Source organism: Chryseobacterium balustinum (genome assembly GCF_900168205.1).
GTDB lineage: Bacteria > Bacteroidota > Bacteroidia > Flavobacteriales > Weeksellaceae > Chryseobacterium > Chryseobacterium balustinum.
Genome location: NZ_FUZE01000002.1, coordinates 274,161 through 298,086, shown reverse-complemented (window position 1 = coordinate 298,086; position 23,926 = coordinate 274,161). Strand labels below are relative to the sequence as shown.

The window sequence follows — 23,926 nt, the reverse complement described above, 5'->3', positions numbered from 1 at the left end:
GCGATCATTGATCCATCATTCATCATTAATAATTTATCATTTATAATTATTTTTATGTTTAAAAAATTCATACGCAGACCTGTTCTGTCGATTGTAATCTCTTTGATTATCGTTTTTATGGGAGTTTTATCGTTAATGAAACTTCCTATTACTCAGTTTCCTGCGATTTCACCACCAAAAGTAAATATTACGGCAACCTATCCGGGTGCGAATAACGAATTATTGATTAAATCTGTAGTTATTCCTTTGGAAAGAGGGCTAAATGGTCTTCCGGGAATGAAATATATGACTTCTGATGCAGGAAATGATGGAGAAACTTCCATTCAGGTGGTGTTTGATCTGGGAACTGACCCGAATGTTGCGGCAGTTAATGTTCAGAACCGTGTTTCTTCGGTAGTGAATAAACTTCCACCTTTGGTAGTTCGTGAAGGGGTAAAAATTACTCGTGAAGAACCGAATATGTTGATGTACATTAACTTGTACAGTGACGATCCTAAAGCTGACCAAAAATTCCTTTTCAACTATGCAGATATCAATGTAATGTCGGAATTGAGAAGGGTAAGTGGAGTTGGTTTTGCTGACATTTTAGGAACCAGAGAATATGCAATGCGTATTTGGTTGAAACCAGACAGATTAACGGCTTACAATATTTCAGCCGATGAAGTAATGGAAGCTTTAAACCAACAAAGTTTGGAAGCTTCTCCAGGAAAGACAGGTGAAAGTTCGGGGAAACGTTCTCAGTCTTTTGAATATATTTTGAAATATTCCGGACGTTTTAATAATGAAAAAGATTACGGGAATATTATTCTTAAAGCTAAATCTGCCGGAGAATTTGTAAGACTAAAAGATGTTGCCGATATCGAATTTGGTTCTTCGATGTACGATATTTATTCTACATTAAACGGAAAACCATCTGCTGCGATTACGGTAAAACAATCTTACGGTTCCAATGCGAGTGACGTTATCAAAAATGTAAAAACATTGATGGCTCAGCTGGAGAAAACCAACTTCCCGAAAGGAATGCATTACGACATCAGTTATGACGTTTCAAGATTCCTGGATGCATCAATTGAAAAAGTAGTTCATACTTTATTTGAAGCCTTTATTTTGGTGGCAATTGTTGTATTCCTATTCTTGGGAGATTGGCGTTCAACATTGATTCCGGCAATCGCAGTTCCGGTTTCTTTGGTAGGAACTTTTGCAGTGATGTCCGCATTTGGAATTACCTTAAATATGATTTCGCTTTTCGCTTTGGTAATGGCAATTGGAGTCGTCGTCGATGATGCGATCGTTGTAATTGAGGCAGTTCACGCCAAGATGGAAGAAAAAGGTCTTTCCGCATTAAAAGCAACGGAAGAAGCAATGCACGAGATCAGTGGAGCGATTATCGCAATCACATTGGTAATGGCGGCGGTATTTATTCCGGTGGCATTTATGTCGGGTCCGGTGGGAGTTTTCTATCGTCAGTTCTCTATTACAATGGCTTCATCGATTATTCTTTCAGGAGTTGTTGCGTTAACGCTGACTCCGGCTTTATGTGCTTTAATTCTAAAAAATAACCATGGAAAGGCTAAAAAGAAAGGTCCTATCACAATTCTTTTAGATAAATTCAATGGTTTATTTAATAAAGGAGCTGGGAAATATGAAAAGTTATTGAATAAAACAGTAACTAAAAAATTCATTACACTTCCTTTGTTATTGATTTTCTGTGCCTGTACTTACTTTTTAAGCAACTCATTGCCTTCAGGATTTATTCCTAGTGAAGATCAGGGAATGATTTATGGGATTATCCAGACTCCTCCTGGTTCAACATTAGAAAGAACGAATCAGATTGCAAGAGAGTTGTTGAAAGAATCTGAAGATATTGATGGTGTACAGTCTGTTTCATCTTTGGCTGGTTACGAAATTCTTACAGAAGGAACAGGTTCAAACTCTGGAACGTGTTTGATCAACCTTAAAAGTTGGGAAGAACGTTCAGAGTCTGCCGCCGAAATCATCGAAAAGTTGGAAGAAAAAGCTAAAAATATTCCGGGAGCGAATATTGAATTCTTCCAACCGCCTTCTATTCCTGGTTATGGTGCTGCAGGTGGTTTTGAATTAAGACTTTTGGATAAAGGCGGAAGTGGTGATTACCAGAAAATGGAGCAGGTAAGTACCGATTTTGTGAAAGAGTTGAAGAAACGTCCGGAATTAGGTTCCGCATTCACGTTCTATTCTGCGAGTTTTCCTCAATATATGCTTAAAATCGATAACGATTTAGCCGAACAAAAAGGCGTGAGCATAGAAAAAGCAATGGATAATCTTTCTACTTTGATTGGTTCAAACTATGAAACAAGTTTCATCCGTTTCGACAGACCTTACAAAGTAATCGTTCAAGCGGGTCCACAATATCGTGCTTTGCCAAGTGATTTGTTGAAATTATATGTGAAAAACGATAAAGATCAAATGGTTCCATACTCAGATTTTATGCATTTGGAAAAAGTGTATGGTCTTTCGGAAATCACAAGACATAATATGTATAACTCTTCTGAAGTTAGTGGAACTCCGGCTCCGGGTTACAGTTCCGGTCAGGCGATCAAAGCTATTCAGGAAGTTGCCGATAAAACGTTACCAAGAGGTTTCGGAATCGACTGGGCGGGAATTTCAAAAGATGAAGTAGGCCGTGGAAACGAAGCGGTTTATATCTTCTTGATCTGTTTAGGATTTGTTTATTTAATTCTTTCGGCGCAGTATGAAAGCTTCATTCTTCCTTTACCGGTAATCCTTTCTTTACCTACAGGTATTTTCGGAGCATTTTTATGTTTAAAACTTTTAGGTTTAGAAAACAATATCTACGCACAGGTTGCAATGGTCATGTTGATCGGACTTTTAGGTAAAAATGCGGTATTGATTATTGAATTTGCCGTTCAGAAAAAAGCGGAAGAAGGAATTTCTGTAGCGAAAGCAGCAATTGAAGGAGCAGCAGTTCGTTTCAGACCTATTTTGATGACCTCATTTGCATTTGTTGCAGGATTAATTCCTTTGGTAATGGCAACCGGACCGGGAGCTGTAGGAAACAGAACTATCGGAACCGCTGCTGCAGGAGGAATGCTTTTGGGAACCGTTTTCGGACTGATGATCATTCCTGGATTATATTACATTTTCGGAACCATTGCTGATAAAACAAGATTGGCAAAATACGAAGAAGAAAATCCTTTAACAGAACAAACAGAACCTTATCAACACGATGATAAACATGAAGATTTATAATAAATATATTGCTGCCATTGCCGTATCGCTTGTTTTGGCGAGTTGTAAAGCTCCGATGGCGACCGTTATTCAGGACGATGTTAAAAATAATATTCCTGAGAATTTTAAGCAAGATGAACAGCAGGATGTTAATAACAATAGCGGAACAACACCGTGGAGACAGTTTTTTACCGACCCTAATTTGGTAAGTTTAATTGAAACTTCTCTTAAAAATAATCAGGAGTTGATGATTACCCTTCAGGAAATCGAGATTGCTAAAAGTGGTGTCGTTGCTAAAAAAGGAAAACTTTCTCCAACTGTAAGAGCAGGTTTAGGAGCAGGACTAAAAAAAGCAGGTCGCTATACAAGTGAAGGAGCAGGTGATGCTTCAACGGAAATTGAGCCCGGAAAAGAAATGCCTGATCCGCTTGGAAATTTCGAAGGTGGCTTGATGGCAAACTGGGAAATAGACATCTGGAAAAAACTCAGAAATGAAAAGGATGCTGCAGTTGCTCATTACCTTTCAACAGTTGAAGGAAAGAATTTTGTGCTTTCAAATCTGATTGAGGAAGTTGCCGATAATTATTATGAATTATTGGCACTGGACAATCAGATGGATATTATTCAGCAGTACATCAAATTGCAGACGAGAGCTTTAGAGATTGCTAAGATTCAAAAACAAGCTGCTGCTGCAACAGAATTGGCAGTGAAAAAATTTGAGGCTGAATTGGCAAAATCAAAAGCGACAGAATACACGATCCGTCAGGAAATCACTGAAAAGGAAAATCAGATCAATGCGCTTTGTGGCCGTTATCCACAACCCATTGTGAGAACGAAAGAGAGTTTTATGTCTACCATTCCGCAAACGGTTTATACGGGAATTCCGTCTCAGTTATTGGCAAACCGCCCCGATATTAAGCAGGCTGAATTAGAATTAAAAGCTGCAAAATTAGATGTTGAAGCTGCAAGAAAAGAATTCTATCCAAGTTTGGAAATTTCTGCAACTTTAGGATTAGAAGCATTTAAACCTTCTTATTTAGTTAAAATGCCGGAGTCTATTGCTTACAATTTGGTTGGAGAATTGGCAGGACCACTGATTAATAAAAGTGCCATTAAAGCTAATTTTCACACGGCAGATGCAAAACAGATTCAAGCTTTGTATGAATATGACAAAACCATTCTGAATGCGTATTTAGATATTTCAAATCTAATGTCGAAAGTGAAAAATATCGATCAGTATTATCAGTTAAAATCTCAGGAAACACAGGCTTTAGACCAATCTATTGATATTGCGAATCAGCTTTTCAAAAACTCAAGAGCAGATTATCTGGAAGTTTTACTCAACCAAAGAGACGCTTTAGATGCAAAAATGGAATTGATCGAAGCCAAAGAAAAACAGTTAAGTACTGTTGTCGACATCTACAAAAGTTTAGGTGGCGGCTGGAAATAGGTTTAGTTTTTTTATTCATATCATTATTTCATTCGTTGAAGTCCGGTTCTAATTTTTTTAGAGCCGGACTTTTTTATTGAAAATAATTTACATCAAAATAAAACGCGTCAAGTTTTGGCGCATTACAGCTATAGCTTTGCAGTATAAAATATTGAGAGTTATGGAAATCCCGTTTTATTTAAGCTTCAGAGAATTTGAAAATGATTATTATAACAATCTTGAAAACTGGTTTGAAAACAATCGAAATACCAATGAGACCGATTTTCTTCTTCATCTGAAAGAGATGTATAAGCCGTATTTATGCTATAATTTTTCGAAAGACAGATTGCAGGCAGATGCTGTGATCGAAATAAATAATTGTTTCTTTCCGTATCATGAAAACTTTGGAATTTCGTTTAATATAAATCATAAAAACGCTAAGAATTTCAAAACGGGAATCAGCAATATTTCTGAAATAAAAAGCATCACGATGATGGAATATGCTCAACATATTTTAGACAGAATCCATCAATATTTTCAGAAAAATAAAATTTCAATGAAAGAAAATGAAACGGTTCTGGATTATATCAATCATTACGAATTGATCACTGCAAAAGAAAAAACAGGCTATTATCCTAACTACGATTTGCATCAGAAAAAACTTCCGTTTTTAAAGGCTTTTCTTCCTCGTTTCGGAAGTACGGTAGATATGTCTTTATACCGAAATTTTTATTTTTCGGTGGTACGAATTGCAGATTTCATAGACTCTAAATTGAATGAAGTTCAGGCTTTTGATCAAAGTATTTACAGCGAATTAAGATCTGAAGCAATGATGAAAATTCACATGAGAGGACATAGTTTTCTTACGATTTGTAATTGATTTTTTTTTTAGGAGCTTGATCCCGCTTTCCGCACTCGCTATTTTTTAGTTTCGGCGGCGGCAAAGCCGCCGCCGAATCCAAAAAAATGAGCTCAAACAATTGCTCCAATCGGGGCTAAGAAATGGGCTTTAAAATCATAATTTAGAAATTAAAACAAATGACTCGATTTATAAAACTGTAGCGAAAAAAAAATAAAAGATTAATCCATTAAATAAAATTCCCATTGCTTGGAAGCGGTTAAGCTAATAACCAATTACAATAAATAATCCGCACGGGTTTTGGGAATTTTAGGATTGATTATTAATGTTAGCAAAAGGTTTCAGTTTTGAACTTTTATTTCTTTTGCTTTAAAACGAAAGAATATCTATTGAACATTCATACACATCATTATATTGTCGAAATGCATTTTGAAACTGCATTTCAAGCAAAAAACCAGATCAATCGATTTGGTTTTTGTTTTGTGTATTCAAAGTTTGATTATATATTATTTACCCCGCATTTTGTCAATGCAATGTTATTTCTAATATCTTTCATTACTTAATTTTCAAATTTTATCGGTTCGCTCCAGAGGATTTCGTATTTTTTGTTTTCGACTTTTTCCCAGAAAGATTCAAAAGAATAATATTTATTTGGAAAAATAATTTTTTTGAATCCAATTTTGAAATAATTACTTTTTGACTTAGGATTTTTTGTCACCAATAATTTATATTTTTCAGAAATATTGTTTTCAAAATGTACATATACAGGAAAGTTGGAATCACATCTAAATGTTTCAAACGAAAAATCCTTATTGTCAAGTACGAAGTTACTATTGTAGGAACAACTCATAATTCCATATAATTTATTATTATTTTTATTTTTTACAAATTGAATTTCGACTTCTTGACCAATTTTTTCAGGATGATATTCTTTTAAATATCGATTATTATTAAGATTCAAATTTGTTTTCACCGTTTTAATATCCATTTTTAATTCTGGTTTTTCTTCACAAGAAAATATTAAAAATAATATCAATAAAAATAGTGGGTATCTCATTTGGAATATGAATTTATAATATTGCAGATAACACTCAAATTTACGCATTACGTTAATATAAGGCATATACATTTGCGCTTATTTTTTACAGATAAACGTAAATAATAAATGAAAAACTGATAGAGCAATTAGTAATTTTACTGATGCAAGTTATGCAGACAAGAAATATTAGAATTCATTAAAAACAAAAAAAAGCGTTGAAAATCAACGCTTTTGTAGCCTTAGATGAACAAATTTCGAAACATTTTGTTGAAGATTTGAGCCACTTAAGCTCAATAAAATATATAAACGCTTTTATATATTGAGAGATTGGAGTGTTTATCTTATTATCGTAAGGCCTCTGACTTCTATTAAAGGTAGTAGCATAATCTAACTCGCAAAGATGACGGTGTAACAGATCAAATTTTTGTTAGGTTAATTAAGGGAATAATAATATTTTGTACTTTTATGGAATATCTATAAACATAGAACTTTGAACGAAAAATTTACTAGAGAACAAATTGTTGATATTAAACTAATCAACGCCGGTTGGGATATTAATAACAAGGCTCAAGTAGTAAATGAGTTTAAGATAACATTTGATCTATTAGATGTTTTGAACGAACCTCAATCAACTTATAATCGTTGTCAATTTTCAGATTATGTTTTACTTGGAAAGAATGGAAAACCACTAGCTGTTGTCGAAGTAAAAAAAACGATAGTAGATGCTGCAATAGGAAGAGAACAAGCAAAACAGTATTGTTATAACATTCAAAAAGAAATTGGTGGTGAAATTCCATTTTGTTTTTATACAAATGGACATGAGATTTACTTTTGGGATTTAGGAAACTATCCTCCCAAGAAAGTGATCGGTTTTCCGACAAGAGATGATTTAGAAAGGTATCAATACATAAGAAAAAATAGAAAACCATTAGCAGCGGAATTAATCAATACAAATATTGCTGGAAGAGATTATCAAGTTCATGCTATCCGTTCTGTAATGGAAGGTATAGACAAAAGGAAGAGGACATTTCTTTTAGTAATGGCAACTGGTACGGGTAAAACTAGAACAACTATTGCAATGGTTGATGCTTTAATGAGAGCTGGATGGCTGGAAAGAGTTCTGTTTTTGGTTGACCGTATTGCGTTAAGAAATCAGGCTTTAGAAGCATTCAAAGAATACTTGCCGAACGAACCAGCTTGGCCAAAAATCGGAGAAAAATCAATCGCAAAGGATAGAAGGATTTATACTTCGACCTATCCAACAATGTTGAATATTATTAGAGATGAAGATAATTCTTTATCTCCTCATTTTTTTGATTTGATTGTGGTAGATGAGAGTCATCGGTCTATTTACAACACCTATCAAGAAGTTTTAGATTACTTTAATACAATCACACTTGGTTTGACGGCTACGCCAACAAATGTAATAGACCACAATACTTTTAAACTTTTCGAATGTGAAGATGGAATTCCAACTTTCGCTTATTCTTATGAAGAAGCGGTAAATAATATTCCGCCTTACCTCTGTGATTTTCAAGTAATGAAAATTCAAACGAAATTTCAAGAAGAAGGAATCAGTAAAAGAACAATTTCACTTGAAGACCAAAAACAATTAATTCTAGAAGGAAAAGAAGTTTCAGAAATAAATTTTGAAGGAACCGACTTAGAAAAAACGGTAATTAACAAAGGGACAAATGTTACTATTGTTAAAGAATTTATGGAAGAATGCATTAAAGACCCTAACGGTGTTCTTCCAGGCAAAACAATATTCTTTTGTGCAACGAAAGCCCATGCAAGAAGAATTGAAGCAATTTTTGATTCTCTTTATCCTGAATACACTGGCGAACTTGCAAAAGTAATGGTGTCAGACGATCCAAGAGTTTACGGTAAAGGTGGATTATTACATCAGTTTACACATAGTGACATGCCCCGAATTGCAATAAGTGTGGACATGTTGGATACAGGAATTGATGTTCGTGAATTAGTAAATCTTGTTTTCGTTAAACCTGTTTTTTCATACACCAAGTTTTGGCAAATGATTGGACGAGGAACAAGGTTATTAGAAAAATCTAAAATTAAACCTTGGTGTCCAGAGAAAGATACTTTCTTAATTATGGACTGTTGGGATAATTTTGAATATTTCAAACTGAATCCTAAAGGCAAAGAATTAAAGGCTCAAATTCCTTTGCCAGTTCGATTTGTAGGAATCCGTATTGATAAAATCGAAAAGGCATTAGAAAAAGCAAAACCTGAAATAGCTCAAAAGGAAATTGAAAAACTTCGTGTTCAAATTTCTGAACTACCTACAAAGTCTGTAGTAATTCAGGATTCAAAAACTGATTTGGCTAAGGTGGAACAAGAAAACTTTTGGTTAAATCTGACAAATGAAAAGTTGGAATTTTTAAGACATACGATAAAACCTTTGTTTAGAACTGTATCGCAAACCGATTTCAAGGCAATGCGATTTCAAAAAGATGTCTTAGAAATTTCCCTTGCACATCTTTCAAAGGAAAAAGAAAAGTTCGATACGCTAAAAGAAAACGTTATCACTATAGTTAGTGAATTGCCTTTGTCTGTTAACATAGTAGCAAAGCATACTTCCTTTATCAAGCAAGTATTAACCAATCATTATTGGTCAACAATTACCGATGATGGGTTTGAAGAATTAGCTGAAACTATATCGCCATTAATAAAATTCAGAGAACAACGCTTTCAATCAGATGGGCCTGCAAAATTGAATTTGCAAGATGTATTGAAAACAAAAGAAATGGTAGAGTTTGGTCCACAAAACGAGGCTGTAAGCATTACAAAATATCGTGAAATGGTAGAGGCAAAAATTGCTGAACTCATAGAACGTAACCCGATTTTACAAAAACTAAAATCCGGCAATCCCATTTCTGAAGAAGAAGCCCAACAATTGGCTGAAGAACTGCATGAAGAAGACCCACATATTACAGAATCACTTTTACAAAAAGTGTATAAACATCAAAAGGCAAAGTTTATTCAATTTATCAAACATATTTTAGGAATTGAAATTTTGGAAAGTTTTGATGAACAAGTAAGCAAAGCAGTTCAGCAATTTATTGTGGATCATACACATTTAACGACAAGACAAATCGAATTCTTGAATTTGTTAAAAAGCTACATCATTGAAAGGGGCAACATCGAAAAAAGAGATTTGATACAAGCTCCTTTTACTATCATTCATCCAAAGGGAATTCGTGGCATTTTTTCGCCCTCAGAAATACAAGACATTTTAATACTAACAGAAAAATTCGCAGCATAATATGAGTTTAATAAATAGCAATCCGCAAATCGCATCCAAAATAAATGACCTTTGGCAAAAGTTCTGGAGTGGCGGTATTTCAAATCCGTTGACAGCCATCGAGCAAATTACCTATTTGCTTTTCATGAAAAAGTTGGATGAAAATGATTTGGAAGCATTGTCAGCAAGCGAATTTTCTGGCGACCCATACACATCAAAATTTTCTGGCATTTATGTACTTCCACAAGATAGACCAAAAGCTGATGCAACTCCTGAACAGATTGCTGAAATCGAAAAAACAAAAGGAGTTGATAAGCATAGTTTGCGTTGGAGTCAATTTAAAAGAATTGCACCTACAGAAAACATGCTTTCTTATGTTCAGCAATATGTTTTTCCGTTTATTAAAGAATTAGACAAAGATGAAGCATCCTTTACCAAGCACATGGCAAATGCGGTATTCATTATTCCTAAACCATCACTTTTAAAAGAAGCAGTTGATACTATTGATTCCATTTATTTAGAAATGGAAAAAGATGCCAACGAAAAAGGACAAGATTTCCAAGACATTCAAGGTGATGTGTATGAAATGTTGTTGAGTGAAATTGCAGCTGCTGGTAAAAACGGCCAATTTAGAACACCAAGACACATCATTAAATTATTGGTAGAATTAGTTGACCCACAATTAGGACATCGTATTGCCGACCCTGCTTGCGGAACTGGTGGTTTTTTGTTGGGTGCATACCAATATATGATTACGCAACTTGACAAAGAGAAAGATAAAAAAGAACCTGATGAAGATGGCTTTATAAGAAGTAGCCGTAGTGCATTACTAACCGAAGATGTAAAAGAAATATTAGGAAAAAGTTTGTATGGATACGACATTGACCAAACCATGGTACGTTTAGGCTTGATGAACTTAATGATGCATGGCATTGATAGTCCTCAAATAGATTACAAAGACACGTTAAGTAAAAGCTATACCGAGAATGCACAATACAAAATTGTATTAGCAAATCCACCTTTTACTGGTAACATAGATAAAGGCGATATCAATGAAGAACTAGCCTTAAAGACTACAAAAACAGAACTGCTTTTCATTGAACGCATTTACAATATGCTTGAGATGGGTGGCACAGCAGGAATTGTTGTGCCACAAGGCGTGCTGTTTGGTACTGGTGGTGCTTTTATAGATGCTCGAAAACTGATGATTGAAAAATCAGAACTAAAAGCAGTAGTAACTGCTCCTAGTGGTGTTTTCAAACCTTACGCTGGTGTAAGTACCGCTTTATTAATTTTTACAAAAGGTGGTACAACAGAAAATGTTTGGTTCTACGATATGGAATCGGATGGTTATACTTTAGATGATAAACGAGCTAAACAGGAAGGATATGGCGACTTGCAAGACATAGTTCATCAATTTAAATCAAGAAGTGCAGAAATTGAGTATGATAGAAAAGGTAAATTTTTCTTTGTTCCTATTGCAAAAATTATTGAGGAAAATTATGATTTAAGTTTTTCTAAGTATAGAGAAGATACTTTTGAAGATATTATTTATGAAAAGCCAGCAATTATTTTAGATAAATTAATTGGAGAAAATGGACTTGAAAAAGAAATTATTATAGGATTAGAAGAGTTAAAAAGTCTGTTTTAATGGAAATTGTAAAAAAAACAATTGGGGAAATAGAATCCCTTATAAAGACTGGCAAAACTCCTCCCTCAAAAGAAGAGCAATATTATAATGGAAATATAAATTGGTATACACCAGGTGATTTAGACAAAGAGAAGTTTTTAGGTAAATCAAATCGTACAATTACCGAAAAAGCTGTTGCCGAAAATAAAGCAACAATCCTTCCAAAACATACCGTTGTCATTGGTGCAATAGGTGATATAGGCAAATTAGGTATTACAAGTATCGAATCATGTACAAATCAGCAAATAACAGGTATTCGAACAAATGAGGAGGTATACTTTGAATACTTTTATTATTGGTTAAAAGCTAATAAACAATTGCTACGAGGTAATGCAAAGAATGCAATTCTTCCAATTTTAAATAACAAAAGTCTAAGGGCTATAAAAATTCAATTTCCAAAAAATATTGACGACCAAAAACGAATAGCAAAAGTTCTTTCACAATGTGAAGGACTAATCCAAAAGAGAAAAGCAAGTATTGATTTGTTGGATGAGTTATTGCGATCAACCTTTTTAGAAATGTTTGGAGACCCAGTAAGAAATGAGAAAGGCTGGAATATCGTTCCTTTATCCAAATTTGGAACAATTGATAGAGGAGTTTCAAAGCATAGACCAAGAAATGCACCTGAATTATTAAATGGGGTTCACCCACTTATTCAAACTGGCGATGTTGCAAATGCAGGCACTTATATATTAGATTATAAACAAACGTATTCTGATATTGGTCTTAAACAAAGTAAAAAATGGCCAGCAGGTACTTTATGTATCACAATTGCTGCAAATATTGCTAAAACTGGAATTCTAACATTTGATGCTTGTTTTCCAGACAGCATCGTAGGTTTTGTTGTTGATTCAAAAGAAGCAACAAACTTATATGTGCATCATTTATTTTCTTTCTTTCAAAGAATATTAGAAAAAAACGCACCATCTGCTGCTCAAAAAAATATTAACCTTGAAATTTTAAGAACGTTCAAAGTTCCGCAACCCTTAATAGAAGTTCAACAGGAATTTGACATCATTGCAATGAAGGCAGAAGCTCTTAAAAGACAATTTAAACAGAGTTTGCAAGAACTGGAAAATCTTTATGGAAGCATTAGCCAAAGAGCATTTAATGGGGAACTAGATTTAAGCAAAGTAGATATTTCAGATATGAAAGTTTCAAAACAAAAAGATAGTGAAGAAGTGAAAGAAGATACTATAGAAGAGAACTTTGAGTCCTTAAAAAAGAAGACAGAATTATTAGAAGTAATAGAGGAAAGGAAAATAGATGATTCTTATTTAAGTGAAAATTGTAAGTTGTATATTAATAAATCAAAAGATTTGAGAACAAAAATTTATTTATTATCAAAAACAAGCAAAATCAATATCGTCGATTTTAGAAATGATTTAATTGAGTTAAATAAAATTGGAGAAGAACTAGAATCTGAGGTAAATGAATTTACAGCCTGGCAAATTGACCAACACAAATCCGTTGAAAGATATATTTCTTTATTACCAGAGAATATATTGGATGAATATCAAAACATAAATCTTTTTTCTAAATATCAGTTTGATTATATTTCTTTGTCTTTAGACGATTATTATGGAATTCCTGATGATATAGTAAATAAGTATGGAAGTATTGAGAATCATATTATGGATTTAAAATTTTTCTTTAAAAAGTATTTTTCTAAGAAGCCATTTAGTATTGATGATTTAGAAATACTATACAATCGATTGGTTTATGAAAGAGGCGATTGGTTTAAATATGAAGAGATGAAAAGCTTTATTTTTAAAGAGTTGGAAGGAGATGATGCTTTACTCACTCAAACTTTTGAAGAAATTCGATATAAGGATGAGGAATCTGGAAATCTTAAAACGGATAAAAAAATAATGCTAAAAGTGATTTCATGAAACTAATTCGCTTTAAAGTAAATACACCCGAAGGTTTCAGGTCATTGCAAAGTGCTTTTGAAATCTATTTTCTAAGAGATTTTGATTACCAATTAGCTCATGATTTCAATCCCAATATTTTGGCTGGTAGAAATGGAAGTGGTAAGTCAAATATATTAGAAGCATTGGCAAATATATTCTATCATTTAGACTGTATGAATGTAGATAATCTTCCACAAGATTTTTTGCAAAGTGAAGAAAATCAAAAAGGATTTGACAACCGTGTGTGTATAGTAGATGCTTTTGAATTGGAGTATTTTATAGATATTCCAATGGAATGGTGTAATAAATCAAATACTGAATTGCTATCACGAAAGATTTACGAAAATTTAGGAAGGATAAAAATTTCAAAAGAAGTTGGTGAAACACCAGTTTTTGAATGGGTGAATAGAAGCGATTTTACGGATAATACAGCTCCCCTTGGTAAAAAAGATTTACAACAGTTATTGCCGAAATATGTTTTAGGGTATTCATCAGGTGAAAATGAGCTGTTGAGTTTGCCCTTTTTTAAAACCCGTTTTCTACATTTTGATGAATATGCCGACAAACTGATTCGTGAAGATTCTTTCGGCTTTCCACCAAAATCTGAAGGAAGATTGGTTTATTTAGATAAAGAATATAGCCAGGCTATTTTGTTAACTAATTTATTAATGCAAGATGAGAAAACACTTGCTCCATTTAATGAAGAAGTAGAACTGGAAGATATTGACGAATTCAGACTGATTATACGCATGGATGAATATCTCGATTTGCATGAAGATATTTTACGAGATAGAACTGTCAATTTAGACGATAAAAGGACTTATCAAGTTCAACTGACATCTAATTTGAAAGACAGCATAGGAATTTTAAAACAGTGTGCTACATGTTATGAAACGAGAATTATAGAACAAGATAATGGTGAAGAGGTTAATGAATATTTGATTTTAGATTTTAAGGTAACAGAAGCTACGAAAGAAGCTTTTCGTTTTCATTTTGCTAATGAAGAGTATAATCAGCCCTTGCAATTGTTTCAGTTGTTTCAAATTCTTTTAGAACTGAATGCGTATGTGGCTTCTTATGAAGATAAGAAAAGGGTATATCAGTCTAAAAATATTTTTATTAATCATGATATTAATCCTATCCCATTGGAAGATAATCGAATTCTTAGATTTAAGAATCTTTGGATAAATAAAAAAGGATTAAGTAAACCTCTTTTTACTAAAGAACTTTCTGATGGAGAACACCAATTTCTCCATTCATTAGGACTTTGTTTGCTATTTAAAAATGAAAATTGTTTGTTTTTGCTAGACGAACCCGAAACACATTTCAATCCCGATTGGAAATCAAAATTCATTTCAAGTATTAGACATTGTTTCGCTTTGGATGAATCAAATACTATGAGGGAAATGTTGATTACAACACATTCTCCTTATCTAATTTCTGATAGTGAGTCAAAATATGTACATATATTTTCAAAGGAAAGTGAAACCAAAAATGTTAATTGCGGCTATCCTGAATTTCAGACTTTGGGAACATCTGTAAATAAAATTACGTTGAGAATTTTCAATAAGCCTGAAACAATTGGTGAGTTTGCAAACCAAAAAATTGATGAATTAAGAAAAGAATTAGAAAATACTGATGATAAGGAAAAGTTTCTTATAAAAGTTAGAAAAGAAATAGGCGAATCCGTTGAAAGCGTATTATTTATTAATGATATTATCGATCAAATAGAAAATAAATAATGATATTTACTTACAAATATATTGATCACGAGATTGAGAAATTTCAAAAAATTCTTGATTTCTTATTCTATGACGTTTGGTTATTCGCTGAAGGTACTTTCGATGTAGAGAAGCTCAATGGAAATCTAATTTTAAAGGATATTTATGAACATTTAGGAAATGTTGATTATGACCCTAATGACACAAGTAAAAATCAAATGGGAAAATCAGCTTACTTTTTTAATAGTTCAATTGAAAAAATTTTTAATGAATTTGCGAAAATTGATGATGATGGATTTAAATTAGAATTGATTGATTTTTATTATAAAAATAATGAAATTGAAACTTTATGCGGCAATAAAAGTAAAACACCAATAAGTTATAAAGAAATAGAGCGAAAATACCCTGATCTAGAAAAAGCATTAAATAATTTTTACTCTAAGCTTTATGGGAAAGAATCTCCCTTTAATTTGGAGATTTTTGGTAAATTAAATAATGATTTACTCCCATCTCACTATAAAGAATTTATGACGGAGAATGACGAAGGTATTTGTCCATTTTGTGGAATTTATCCTATAGATGGGATTTATGTATCAACGAGGGAAGCTTATGACCATTTTCTACCTAAAGCTATTTATCCATTTAATTCCATCAATTTTAAAAACCTCTCTCCAATGTGTCATAAATGTAACTCGGGTAATAAAAGCACCCATGATCCAATAGAGCATATTAAGGGAAGAAAACTTGCTTTTTATCCTTATTCAGATAGCCATCCAAATATAGAAATTGACTTCAAACTGTCTAACACAGGCATAAAAGGAGGGATAAAACCATCGGATTATAAATTGACTATAAATTGTAATAGTAATACTGAAGAGTTAAATTCTTGGAAAAGAATATTCAAAATAGAAACAAAATATAATACTGATGGAAGTATAGAATATTATGGAAGGTATGATGAGTTTATCTGTAACAAACATAGTGCAAAAGAATGGTATGAGGATATTCTCGATCACTATGAAAATGCTCAATCATTAATTGAAATTACAGATGCAGATAAATATTACGAGAAAGTTTTAAAGGCGACGACACGTAATCCAAAATCAATTAAAAATATGATTAAGAGAAAGTTTTTAGAAGAATGTAAAATGAAAGGCTTATTTAATTAATATTTCACGAATAAATTTCTAACAATCTAGTTTCTTTTTGAATCACAATTTTATAAAATGCAAGAAGTCCGCTAAAAAGCGGACACCTTACATTTTTTTACAAAAGGAAAAAGAAGCTAATTTTCATCACTCATTTCCTCACGAAATTAGCACCTTTCAATTTTTACGATGAGAAATTATTTCTAAGTATTATTATTTGTTTTAGCTTTATCTTTAAAGAAAAATTTTAAAATTAAATCCAATGGTAAGGTTTGTCCTTTCGATTTAGATAGCAGTGCATCTCTTCTTTTTTAAGTTCCGGAAAAAATTCTAAAGCTTTATTAATTGCATAATTAGGCAAGAAATGGATTTCGTCACGAATTGCTTTGACTACTTTTTCGTAAGTATAAAATTCTACAATTTTGTCAATGTCATTTTTATCACCACGTTCAACAATACGACCTATAATTGATTTATAGGCTTTATCAAGATCCATCGCATCTAAATCATAATCCCAAAAAAATGCAGGATCGAGATCAAAGGATCGTCTTTTGTTATTTCCTGTTTTCATAATATAAATTTACTGAATATTAGTGATATATGAAAGTTTAACGCTTGAATCCACGTCCTTTTTGTTTGTTATTTTGCTCCTTGATTTCAGTGAACTTTAGTAAGGGGTTATGTACTGATTTTTTTAATCTATCTTCTATCTTTTGCCAGGTTACATCTTTACCTTTCATAATCTTAACTTGTACATCTCTATCGATACTGTCATAGTGTAATAAACTTAAGGCTACAAGTGATGAATTTCCTCCATACTTTTTTTGATAAAAATCAAGGTAAGTTTTAAGAGAATTGTGTTCTAATATAAAATGCATATCGACAAAATCTTTTATTCTGCTTCCATCTTGAAATATAGCGTGCAGTTTCATTGCTCCTATGTCCTCAAGGGATGCCAACCTAACATTTTCTTTAGTTATTGGAGGCAATTGCCATTGATACTGATGGGCAAGGATATCGACTTTGATTTGGGATATTTGCAAAAGCAGCGTATTTTCGAACATATTTTTAACTTCTACAGGATATTTCTTTGCAAGATGGTTTAAAACAGATTTCTCATCAAAAGCACTAGTTGTAAACAGATCAATATCAATACTTAGACGATGACCAAGCATTAAACTGAGTGCGGTACCACCTACTAAGGTAAAATTTTTTAGCTTTTCATCTTTCATCAGTTTTTGAAGAAGTTCCCACATTTCCTTACTGACTGTTTCTTTATGTAGCATTTTTTATTTTTCAGAAAATTAATTCTGAAAATGAGGTATGCCTTTACAATGGCGTTGCAAGGAACTATTTGGCTTCGATTTTTTTAATGAAAGTCTAAATTAGAAGACTTTTATTGATGTAGGTATTTGATAAAAGGCATTACAATTTTTTCTGTTTGTAGTTAAGTTTGTAACTGGTTATTAATATAGCCAACTTAAATTTTAGCATAGTTTGTGCTAGCATTTGGCTATTATAATTTTAAGAAGTCCACCTTTTAGTTGGTCACCATAAAATCTAATATATAGATAGCTTCGTTTTTTACTTTTAAACCATTAATCAAAACAAAGCCTGCTTTGTAAAAAGTAATTTACCTAAAATTTTGTCTTAAGAATGGATTTGTTGCTTATTAAAATGCGTGCGATTTTGCCAACTACCCTATGAAGTTAGGAGCGCATTCGCAACTTTGAAAGTCGTGCCTCCTAACAAAGTTTCAAATACGCTCTGCGAGGCTTCATAATTTAATCTGAAAATTTATGTCTTTTGCAATTTTAATGGTAGAAGAGATTGACTATATTTTTTATTAACTACCCTATCTCTTAATTTTGCTTTATTATTGAAGTTACGAGAAATATTTTTGTACACGTCAAGGTAATTATCTTCACCATTCTCTTTTTCGTGATAAAAGATTTTTATAGAGATGCAATTATCGTGTTCAAAAATTGTATTTAATAAAGTTCTATCTGAATTGCCACAAGAATGTCCCATTACATAAATTTGATATAGATCACTATTTATAGTTTGCAAAAGCTTTTTATAGTTGGCTGTTTTAGAATAATTTATAGATTTGAAATTTTCTAAGAAATCATTGTTATTTAGCTTTTCAATTGCACTGTAAGAATCATCTAATTCATCGCCGTAACCAAAAATAATTGGGTTGTCAATATTATTTAGTTCCCCGTGAATTTTTATAACTTCCTGTTCTCCATTGATATAAAAACTTTCAGTGTCTGTGTAATTAAAGTTCAGAATGGTAATGGGTACATCTAATTTACTTGTTAGAGTACTACTTTGAGATTGTAAAAATTTTTTTAATGAATATTTATCATATGATCCATTTGAAAGAGCTTTTACGATCTTTGATTCAAAATCTCCCAAGTTCTGATCACGAAAGCCTTGAAAATCTGGATCACTAACATAACTACCAATCGTTCCCCACAAATTATTTACTATTTGGGTAACCCCTGCCTCTGAAATATCATCAAAGTTTATAAGCTCAAATATTTTTGATTTAATTTCCCTAACAATTTCATAATCAACTGGTGAATCTAATTTTGCACTGAAAAGATATGCTTCCAACAATTTTTTCACACCCTCAAAGTCTTGATTTAACTTTTTGATTTCATCAGCCATTGTTTTCGAACCACTAACGTCTTTAAGAATATTATAAAAGTAACTTTCGACATCCCACCAGTCTTTATTATAAAGATTGTGACACATTTGTAGAAAAAAATGATTTTTAGCTGTGTATTGAATTCTGGTATTAGCTATATGCTGAAAAAATTCAACATAGTTTGTGATCTTTTGCTCATCAGCAAATGTTTTTAAGGATATTGCACTAAATTCATCACATTCAAATATATCTTCCACCTTCTCTTTTGAATATTTTGATGTTGTACTTTTCCAATAATCGTCAATAAAACTTTTATAGTTTGTACGCAATCCATTAGCTAAATCAAAGCCATTACCAATAAGTATTATACGATTAATCATTTGTGCATTTCTAAATAATAAGTGAGCTCTAAAGTACTACAAAAATATCAAATTATATAGTCGACTTTATAATTACTAATACTTTAAAAATCTCCTGAAGATAGGCAAAAGAGCGCCAAAGTATATCGTTAGAAGAAGTTTTCCATCAATTATATTTTGTTACTTTAATTTAGAATTGAAATGAAAACCTCTATCAATTTCAAGGAAGCAAAATCAGATTCTGAAGCACATAACTTTAGAAGAAAGACTTTTGATTATATCCGAAAAGACTTAACGGCTAAAAACGAATATTGGTCAGAAGAAAAACTTTCAGACAGACTACACAAAATTGAAACATATTGTAAAGAAAAATCCGGAAGAAAATTGCAAAAGAATGCAATGCCAATTAGAGAAGCCGTTGTTGTGATTAAAGAAGATACAACAATGCAGGATTTGCATCAGCTTTCAAAACGACTTGAAGAAGAATTACAGATTAGAATTTTCCAGATTGCTATCCATAAAGATGAAGGTCACTTTGATATAGAGGATAAAGAATGGAAACCCAATTACCACGCTCATATGCTTGCTGACTGGCAAGATCTTAAAACGGGAAAGACTCTAAAGCATCAATCTTTTCACTATTCAAAAATGCAGGATATCACAGCGGAATGTTTGGGAATGGAGAGAGGTATTGAGGGCTCAAAAAGTAGATTAGAAGCTATAGGATTTAAGATTCAGAAAAAAGAACAAGAGCTTTTAGAACTGGATGAAAAGATAAACAATGTCAAATCTGAGCTCAGTTCCAAAAAGTTTGAAGATTTGATTGTGAAAGAAAGCGATTTCTTAGGCTTTAAAAAAATTAGAACCGATGAAACTCTTGACAACTACGAAAAAGTGTTCAAAACGTATAATATCCAGCTTAGAAAAAACAAACAGGAGTTAGAATTCAAAAACAAACTGATGACAGAACTCCAAAGTAAAAATTTAGATCTCAAAAAAGAAATTTCGATTCTGAAAAATAAATTATCCACCGTTCTATCCAGCGGTGATATTTATTCGAGTGAAAAAATAAAATATTTAGACTCGGTAAAGGATACTTTGATCAAAACATTACGATTTGAGAAAACAAAATTACCTCAGCTATTTACTGGCTCTAAAGAAAAGTTAATCGCAGAAATTAATGATATTTGTAAGAAGGTTTCACAGGAAAACAATATACCTTTCTCTGCATTTGAAGAAGTTTTTAAAGATTCAGAAAGCATTTCTCAAATAATATCTCTCTTAAATTTTGGCAATCTTGAGATCAATCATTATTCTGAGCAAATTCCCTTACAGCAAAAGAAGAAAAAACAACGAAGGTTGTAATCAAAGATTGTAAAAAATAATAAAAAGAAAACAAAGGAATAGTTTCAGATTATAAACACAAGTTCAAGCCTGTCGGTATCAATAAAAATCTCCACCTTTCAGGTCGTATTTTTATTGATAAACTTGCTTATTGAAATCTGTAACAATGATGGACTGGCTTTCTTTTTTTTTCTTTTTTTTCTTTTGGATATTTATTAGATTATTTAATTTAAGGTCTTTAACACATACAATGAAAAGTGTATAATTTTTTCTTTCATAAAGTATTAGTTATTCTCATAATACTTTAATTTTCTCTTATTGAATGCAGGCATTGCTCCTTCCAAAACTTTTACAATGCATTCGTTAATTTCCGGATTTTCGATCGCACCTGCTTTAAATGAAAATTTATAATTATTTTCTTTGTCGAGTTCAGTATAAATCACCTGTTCGGCATCGGCAACAACTGCTAAATTTGGATTATGTGTAACTAGTATTATTTGTCTTTTTGATTTAGCTTTCTTAATAAATGGAACTAAAATATTTGCAACACTGTGATTATCGAGATTATCTTCAGGCTGATCAATTATTAATGGAATATCATTATTGTCAAGTAATAGGTAAAATATCAGTAATAAAGCTCCTTTTTCACCAGGAGATAGTTGCTCTAAGTTTTTACTCCCTTGACGTAATTCATAATTATAATCAACAAAATCCAAGGAAAATAAATAATCATATAAGTCAACCACATCATTTACTTGATTTTCAATATTTGTCTGTTTTCCCTCATCTCTTAAATCGGTAAAAAATGGTCTTATCAAGTTTTCTAATAATGTAGCAATACCTCCAAAGTTATCAATATCTACATTTTCAACTATTTTTCTATATTGTATTTCAGCGTTTTCTTTTCCATAAAAAGTTCCTGCCTTATTGAAATAAATAAAATCTAAAAATTTTTTCTGAAAATTAGAAGTAAATGTAAAAGAAGCTTCTATTTCTATCGGATATGCAGAAAGTAATTCATTATTCTCATTAATAATATTGTCTATACGTTGTTTTACATTTTGGTATGTGGACAATACAGTACTTTTTAATTCAAAGATTTCTTTAGTCAGTTTTAATCTTTCAATTTTTTCAGTTTCTATTTCACTAGTAAGACTTAAATTTAAATAAGTCAATTCCTTTTTATAAAACTCCAATGTACCTTGGATATTTACATTGCCAATTATTTTACTTTTAAGATCATCCCAATTTTTCTTTTCTAAAAGATAGTGTTGATAAACTTTGTCGGCTTCACCTAAAGATTTTTGTATATCTTCTTTTCTATCTGTATATCCTTTTAAAACTTTCTTTTCAGATTTATAGTTTGGATCAATAGAAGTAGATTCTTCTAATGCTAATTTGTAATCTTCATACAGTGCATTCTTTTCGGATAATAATTTGTCTAAATTTTCAAGATTTGACGTTAATTTAATTAATTCATTAATATCAAGATTTTCGTATTTAGATAATTCAGAAACTAAATTATTTTTAAAGTCAACAACTTCTTTTACTTTATTTTCAATTCGTTGTTTAAATGATTTTAACTCATTAATCTCAATTAAAAGATTCAATTTTAACTTTTCAATTACTTTTATTTTCTCTTCTTGAAGTTTGATGCTCTTGTTTAATCCTTCAATTTCCTCATTGACAACTTTATTTTGTTCTGCATGCTCAGGATCATCATTAGGATTTGAAACAGCAATAGGCTCAATTAAAGCGTTCAATTCATCTTGCTTTTGCTTTATATGATCTTCAATACTTTTTTGATATAGTGGATTTAACTTAACTTCCTTATTGAATATTGATTCATTAATAGAATGTAATTTACCTTTCAGTTGAGTAATTTCCTCTTTACTCACACTATTTTTATAGTCAATTAATTCTTTAAAATTTGTCTTTCCTAATTTCTCATCTTCTTTCAAGTGAGTAAACACAACATCCTCGATTTCTTTATTGAATCCCTCTACGGATTCGTTTGTAATACTTTCAAAATAACCCTGAGGTAAATACTTTACTTTTTCTGTAAATGAAATATCAGTTTTATCATTAAGATTTTTGGTAATTTCAGTACCACTTAACCATTTTAGTTTTGCTTCAAAATTTTGTGCTATACGACCATTATTTTCACCAAATTTTTTCTTATTTAAGAATGAAAAATCATCATGACTTCCATTATAGTCTCCACAGAGCCCAATAATATCTGCTAAAGCGCTTTTGCCATTTCCTTTATTACCTATTATAGCAACTAATTCAGGATTAAGTGGAATATCCACTTCATTAAACCATTCGCCATGTGTAGATTGATTATATCCCGAAACTTGATTAATCTTAATACTTTCAATATATTTAGTACGATTTGTTGTTACTCTATTCTCGATAGGATTTTTATCATTTATCACAACTCTATCTATAGGTTCAACAATTAAATGCTGTAAAGCTTTAAAACTTTTTTCACCTTTAATCCAGCAATATCTATCTGTTGGATTAGAATCTTTATCTCGTAATTTTCCGAATGGGTAGTCTAGTTGATGCGCGTCACTACCTTTAATACAAGCAATGTTTTTCCCAACATCGGTAACGCATCTATCACTTATAAAATAAGAAATCTGTCTGTTGTTTCCTGAGCCTAATATGTGAGCAGTATTAATAATCCCCAATTTAAAAAATCCATCATTGATTGGATCAATAGCGTCAATTCCACCGTATTCATCATAGGGAACCCAAACTAAAAACTTATTTTTTAAAATAGATGAGTTTAATTTTTTAACAGTATCGAAATAATCGAAAGATATTTTACCTAAATCCTCGACGGTAGTAACATGTCCTAATTTTGATTCATTTCCACCATCAAATTTACATTCTAAACTATTCAATTCTACTTCTAAACTATTGATATCACTATTATTATCAAAAATTATATGAAAATTGATACTGACTCCACCTTCAGTAGCTGTCGAATTTTTGTGATTAATTTTATTATTCATTCTAAACTCCACAACTGGAAAAAGAATTTTCCCTTCAACTCCTCCCAAACTCATAATTTTCTTATATCCTTGTACAGAACAATAATCATTAATTCCTATTACATCAGCTTGGGAAGCTTTCAAATTATCAATTAAAGTTGGATAATCAGAATCTGATGCAAATCCTGAAGCTGGCGTATGCACATGTAAATCCCAAATATTCCATTCAGACCCTTTATTTATCATGGTGGAAAGTTTTTATAGTTTTAGTTT

14 protein-coding genes are annotated in these 23,926 nt (G+C 31.8%); 9 read left to right on the top strand and 5 right to left on the bottom strand.

Annotation, left to right across the window (positions count from 1 at the left end; genetic code table 11):
• The first annotated feature begins 54 nt into the window (after window positions 1-54).
• The 3 genes from B5X64_RS04945 (at window position 55) to B5X64_RS04935 (ending at window position 5,537) form a co-directional block, all read left to right on the top strand.
• On the top strand, window positions 55-3,249 hold the full coding sequence (locus B5X64_RS04945) for an efflux RND transporter permease subunit (protein WP_079464189.1): 3,195 nt from the start codon (window positions 55-57) through the stop codon (window positions 3,247-3,249).
• A complete protein-coding gene (locus B5X64_RS04940) occupies window positions 3,236-4,678 on the top strand; it encodes a TolC family protein (protein WP_164463446.1) in 1,443 nt (480 codons plus the stop codon). The genes B5X64_RS04945 and B5X64_RS04940 overlap by 14 nt, the downstream gene beginning before the upstream one ends.
• 160 nt (window positions 4,679-4,838) lie before the next feature.
• Complete coding sequence (locus B5X64_RS04935; protein ID WP_079464187.1) at window positions 4,839-5,537, top strand: hypothetical protein; 699 nt, start codon at window positions 4,839-4,841, stop codon at window positions 5,535-5,537.
• A 538-nt stretch (window positions 5,538-6,075) separates the two neighbouring features.
• Here B5X64_RS04935 and B5X64_RS04930 read toward each other — a convergent pair.
• Window positions 6,076-6,504, bottom strand: coding sequence for a hypothetical protein (locus B5X64_RS04930; RefSeq protein WP_139377601.1), 429 nt, complete (start codon window positions 6,502-6,504; stop codon window positions 6,076-6,078).
• Between the two features lie 541 nt (window positions 6,505-7,045).
• On the opposite strand from B5X64_RS04930, the gene B5X64_RS04925 reads away from it, so the two are divergent.
• The 5 genes from B5X64_RS04925 to B5X64_RS04905 are packed head-to-tail and all read left to right on the top strand — an operon-like array spanning window position 7,046 to window position 16,313.
• Complete coding sequence (locus B5X64_RS04925; protein WP_079464185.1) at window positions 7,046-9,841, top strand: type I restriction endonuclease subunit R; 2,796 nt, start codon at window positions 7,046-7,048, stop codon at window positions 9,839-9,841.
• Between the two features lies 1 nt (window position 9,842).
• The gene (locus tag B5X64_RS04920; protein ID WP_079464184.1) at window positions 9,843-11,471 is read left to right on the top strand and encodes a class I SAM-dependent DNA methyltransferase; all 1,629 of its coding nucleotides are present in this window, start codon (window positions 9,843-9,845) and stop codon (window positions 11,469-11,471) included.
• A complete protein-coding gene (locus B5X64_RS04915) occupies window positions 11,471-13,402 on the top strand; it encodes a restriction endonuclease subunit S (protein WP_079464183.1) in 1,932 nt (643 codons plus the stop codon). Before B5X64_RS04920 ends, B5X64_RS04915 begins: the two co-directional genes overlap by 1 nt.
• A gap of 44 nt (window positions 13,403-13,446) precedes the next feature.
• Window positions 13,447-15,165, top strand: a complete 1,719-nt coding sequence (locus tag B5X64_RS04910; protein WP_249414632.1) for a restriction system-associated AAA family ATPase — start codon at window positions 13,447-13,449, stop codon at window positions 15,163-15,165.
• A complete protein-coding gene (locus B5X64_RS04905; protein ID WP_079464181.1) occupies window positions 15,165-16,313 on the top strand; it encodes a hypothetical protein in 1,149 nt (382 codons plus the stop codon). The genes B5X64_RS04910 and B5X64_RS04905 overlap by 1 nt, the downstream gene beginning before the upstream one ends.
• Before the next feature lie 232 nt (window positions 16,314-16,545).
• Here B5X64_RS04905 and B5X64_RS04900 read toward each other — a convergent pair whose 3' ends face one another.
• The 3 genes from B5X64_RS04900 to B5X64_RS04890 form a co-directional block, all read right to left on the bottom strand.
• Window positions 16,546-16,863, bottom strand: coding sequence for a DUF6922 domain-containing protein (locus tag B5X64_RS04900; RefSeq protein ID WP_079464180.1), 318 nt, complete (start codon window positions 16,861-16,863; stop codon window positions 16,546-16,548).
• A 37-nt stretch (window positions 16,864-16,900) separates the two neighbouring features.
• Window positions 16,901-17,578, bottom strand: coding sequence for a nucleotidyl transferase AbiEii/AbiGii toxin family protein (locus B5X64_RS04895; protein ID WP_079464179.1), 678 nt, complete (start codon window positions 17,576-17,578; stop codon window positions 16,901-16,903).
• 511 nt (window positions 17,579-18,089) lie between these two features.
• A complete protein-coding gene (locus tag B5X64_RS04890) occupies window positions 18,090-19,328 on the bottom strand; it encodes an AbiH family protein (RefSeq protein WP_079464178.1) in 1,239 nt (412 codons plus the stop codon).
• 180 nt (window positions 19,329-19,508) lie between these two features.
• On the opposite strand from B5X64_RS04890, the gene B5X64_RS04885 reads away from it, so the two are divergent.
• Entirely contained in the window at window positions 19,509-20,672 is a 1,164-nt protein-coding gene (locus B5X64_RS04885) for a plasmid recombination protein (protein WP_079464177.1), read from the top strand.
• Window positions 20,673-20,935: 263 nt separating this feature from the next.
• Here the strand turns inward: B5X64_RS04885 and B5X64_RS04880 are convergent, their stop codons facing one another.
• Window positions 20,936-23,899 (bottom strand): TrlF family AAA-like ATPase, encoded by a 2,964-nt coding sequence (locus tag B5X64_RS04880; RefSeq protein ID WP_079464176.1) that lies wholly within the window; start codon window positions 23,897-23,899, stop codon window positions 20,936-20,938.
• Window positions 23,900-23,926 lie beyond the last annotated feature (27 nt).

Coding starts and splice junctions, on each gene's coding strand:
- B5X64_RS04885 (WP_079464177.1), top strand. CDS start 19,509: ATGAAAACCTCTATCAATTTCAAGGAAGCAAAATCAGATTCTGAAGCA.
- B5X64_RS04940 (WP_164463446.1), top strand. CDS start 3,236: ATGAAGATTTATAATAAATATATTGCTGCCATTGCCGTATCGCTTGTT.
- B5X64_RS04920 (WP_079464184.1), top strand. CDS start 9,843: ATGAGTTTAATAAATAGCAATCCGCAAATCGCATCCAAAATAAATGAC.
- B5X64_RS04930 (WP_139377601.1), bottom strand. CDS start 6,504: ATGGATATTAAAACGGTGAAAACAAATTTGAATCTTAATAATAATCGA.
- B5X64_RS04895 (WP_079464179.1), bottom strand. CDS start 17,578: ATGCTACATAAAGAAACAGTCAGTAAGGAAATGTGGGAACTTCTTCAA.
- B5X64_RS04880 (WP_079464176.1), bottom strand. CDS start 23,899: ATGATAAATAAAGGGTCTGAATGGAATATTTGGGATTTACATGTGCAT.
- B5X64_RS04935 (WP_079464187.1), top strand. CDS start 4,839: ATGGAAATCCCGTTTTATTTAAGCTTCAGAGAATTTGAAAATGATTAT.
- B5X64_RS04915 (WP_079464183.1), top strand. CDS start 11,471: ATGGAAATTGTAAAAAAAACAATTGGGGAAATAGAATCCCTTATAAAG.
- B5X64_RS04890 (WP_079464178.1), bottom strand. CDS start 19,328: ATGATTAATCGTATAATACTTATTGGTAATGGCTTTGATTTAGCTAAT.
- B5X64_RS04905 (WP_079464181.1), top strand. CDS start 15,165: ATGATATTTACTTACAAATATATTGATCACGAGATTGAGAAATTTCAA.
- B5X64_RS04900 (WP_079464180.1), bottom strand. CDS start 16,863: ATGAAAACAGGAAATAACAAAAGACGATCCTTTGATCTCGATCCTGCA.
- B5X64_RS04945 (WP_079464189.1), top strand. CDS start 55: ATGTTTAAAAAATTCATACGCAGACCTGTTCTGTCGATTGTAATCTCT.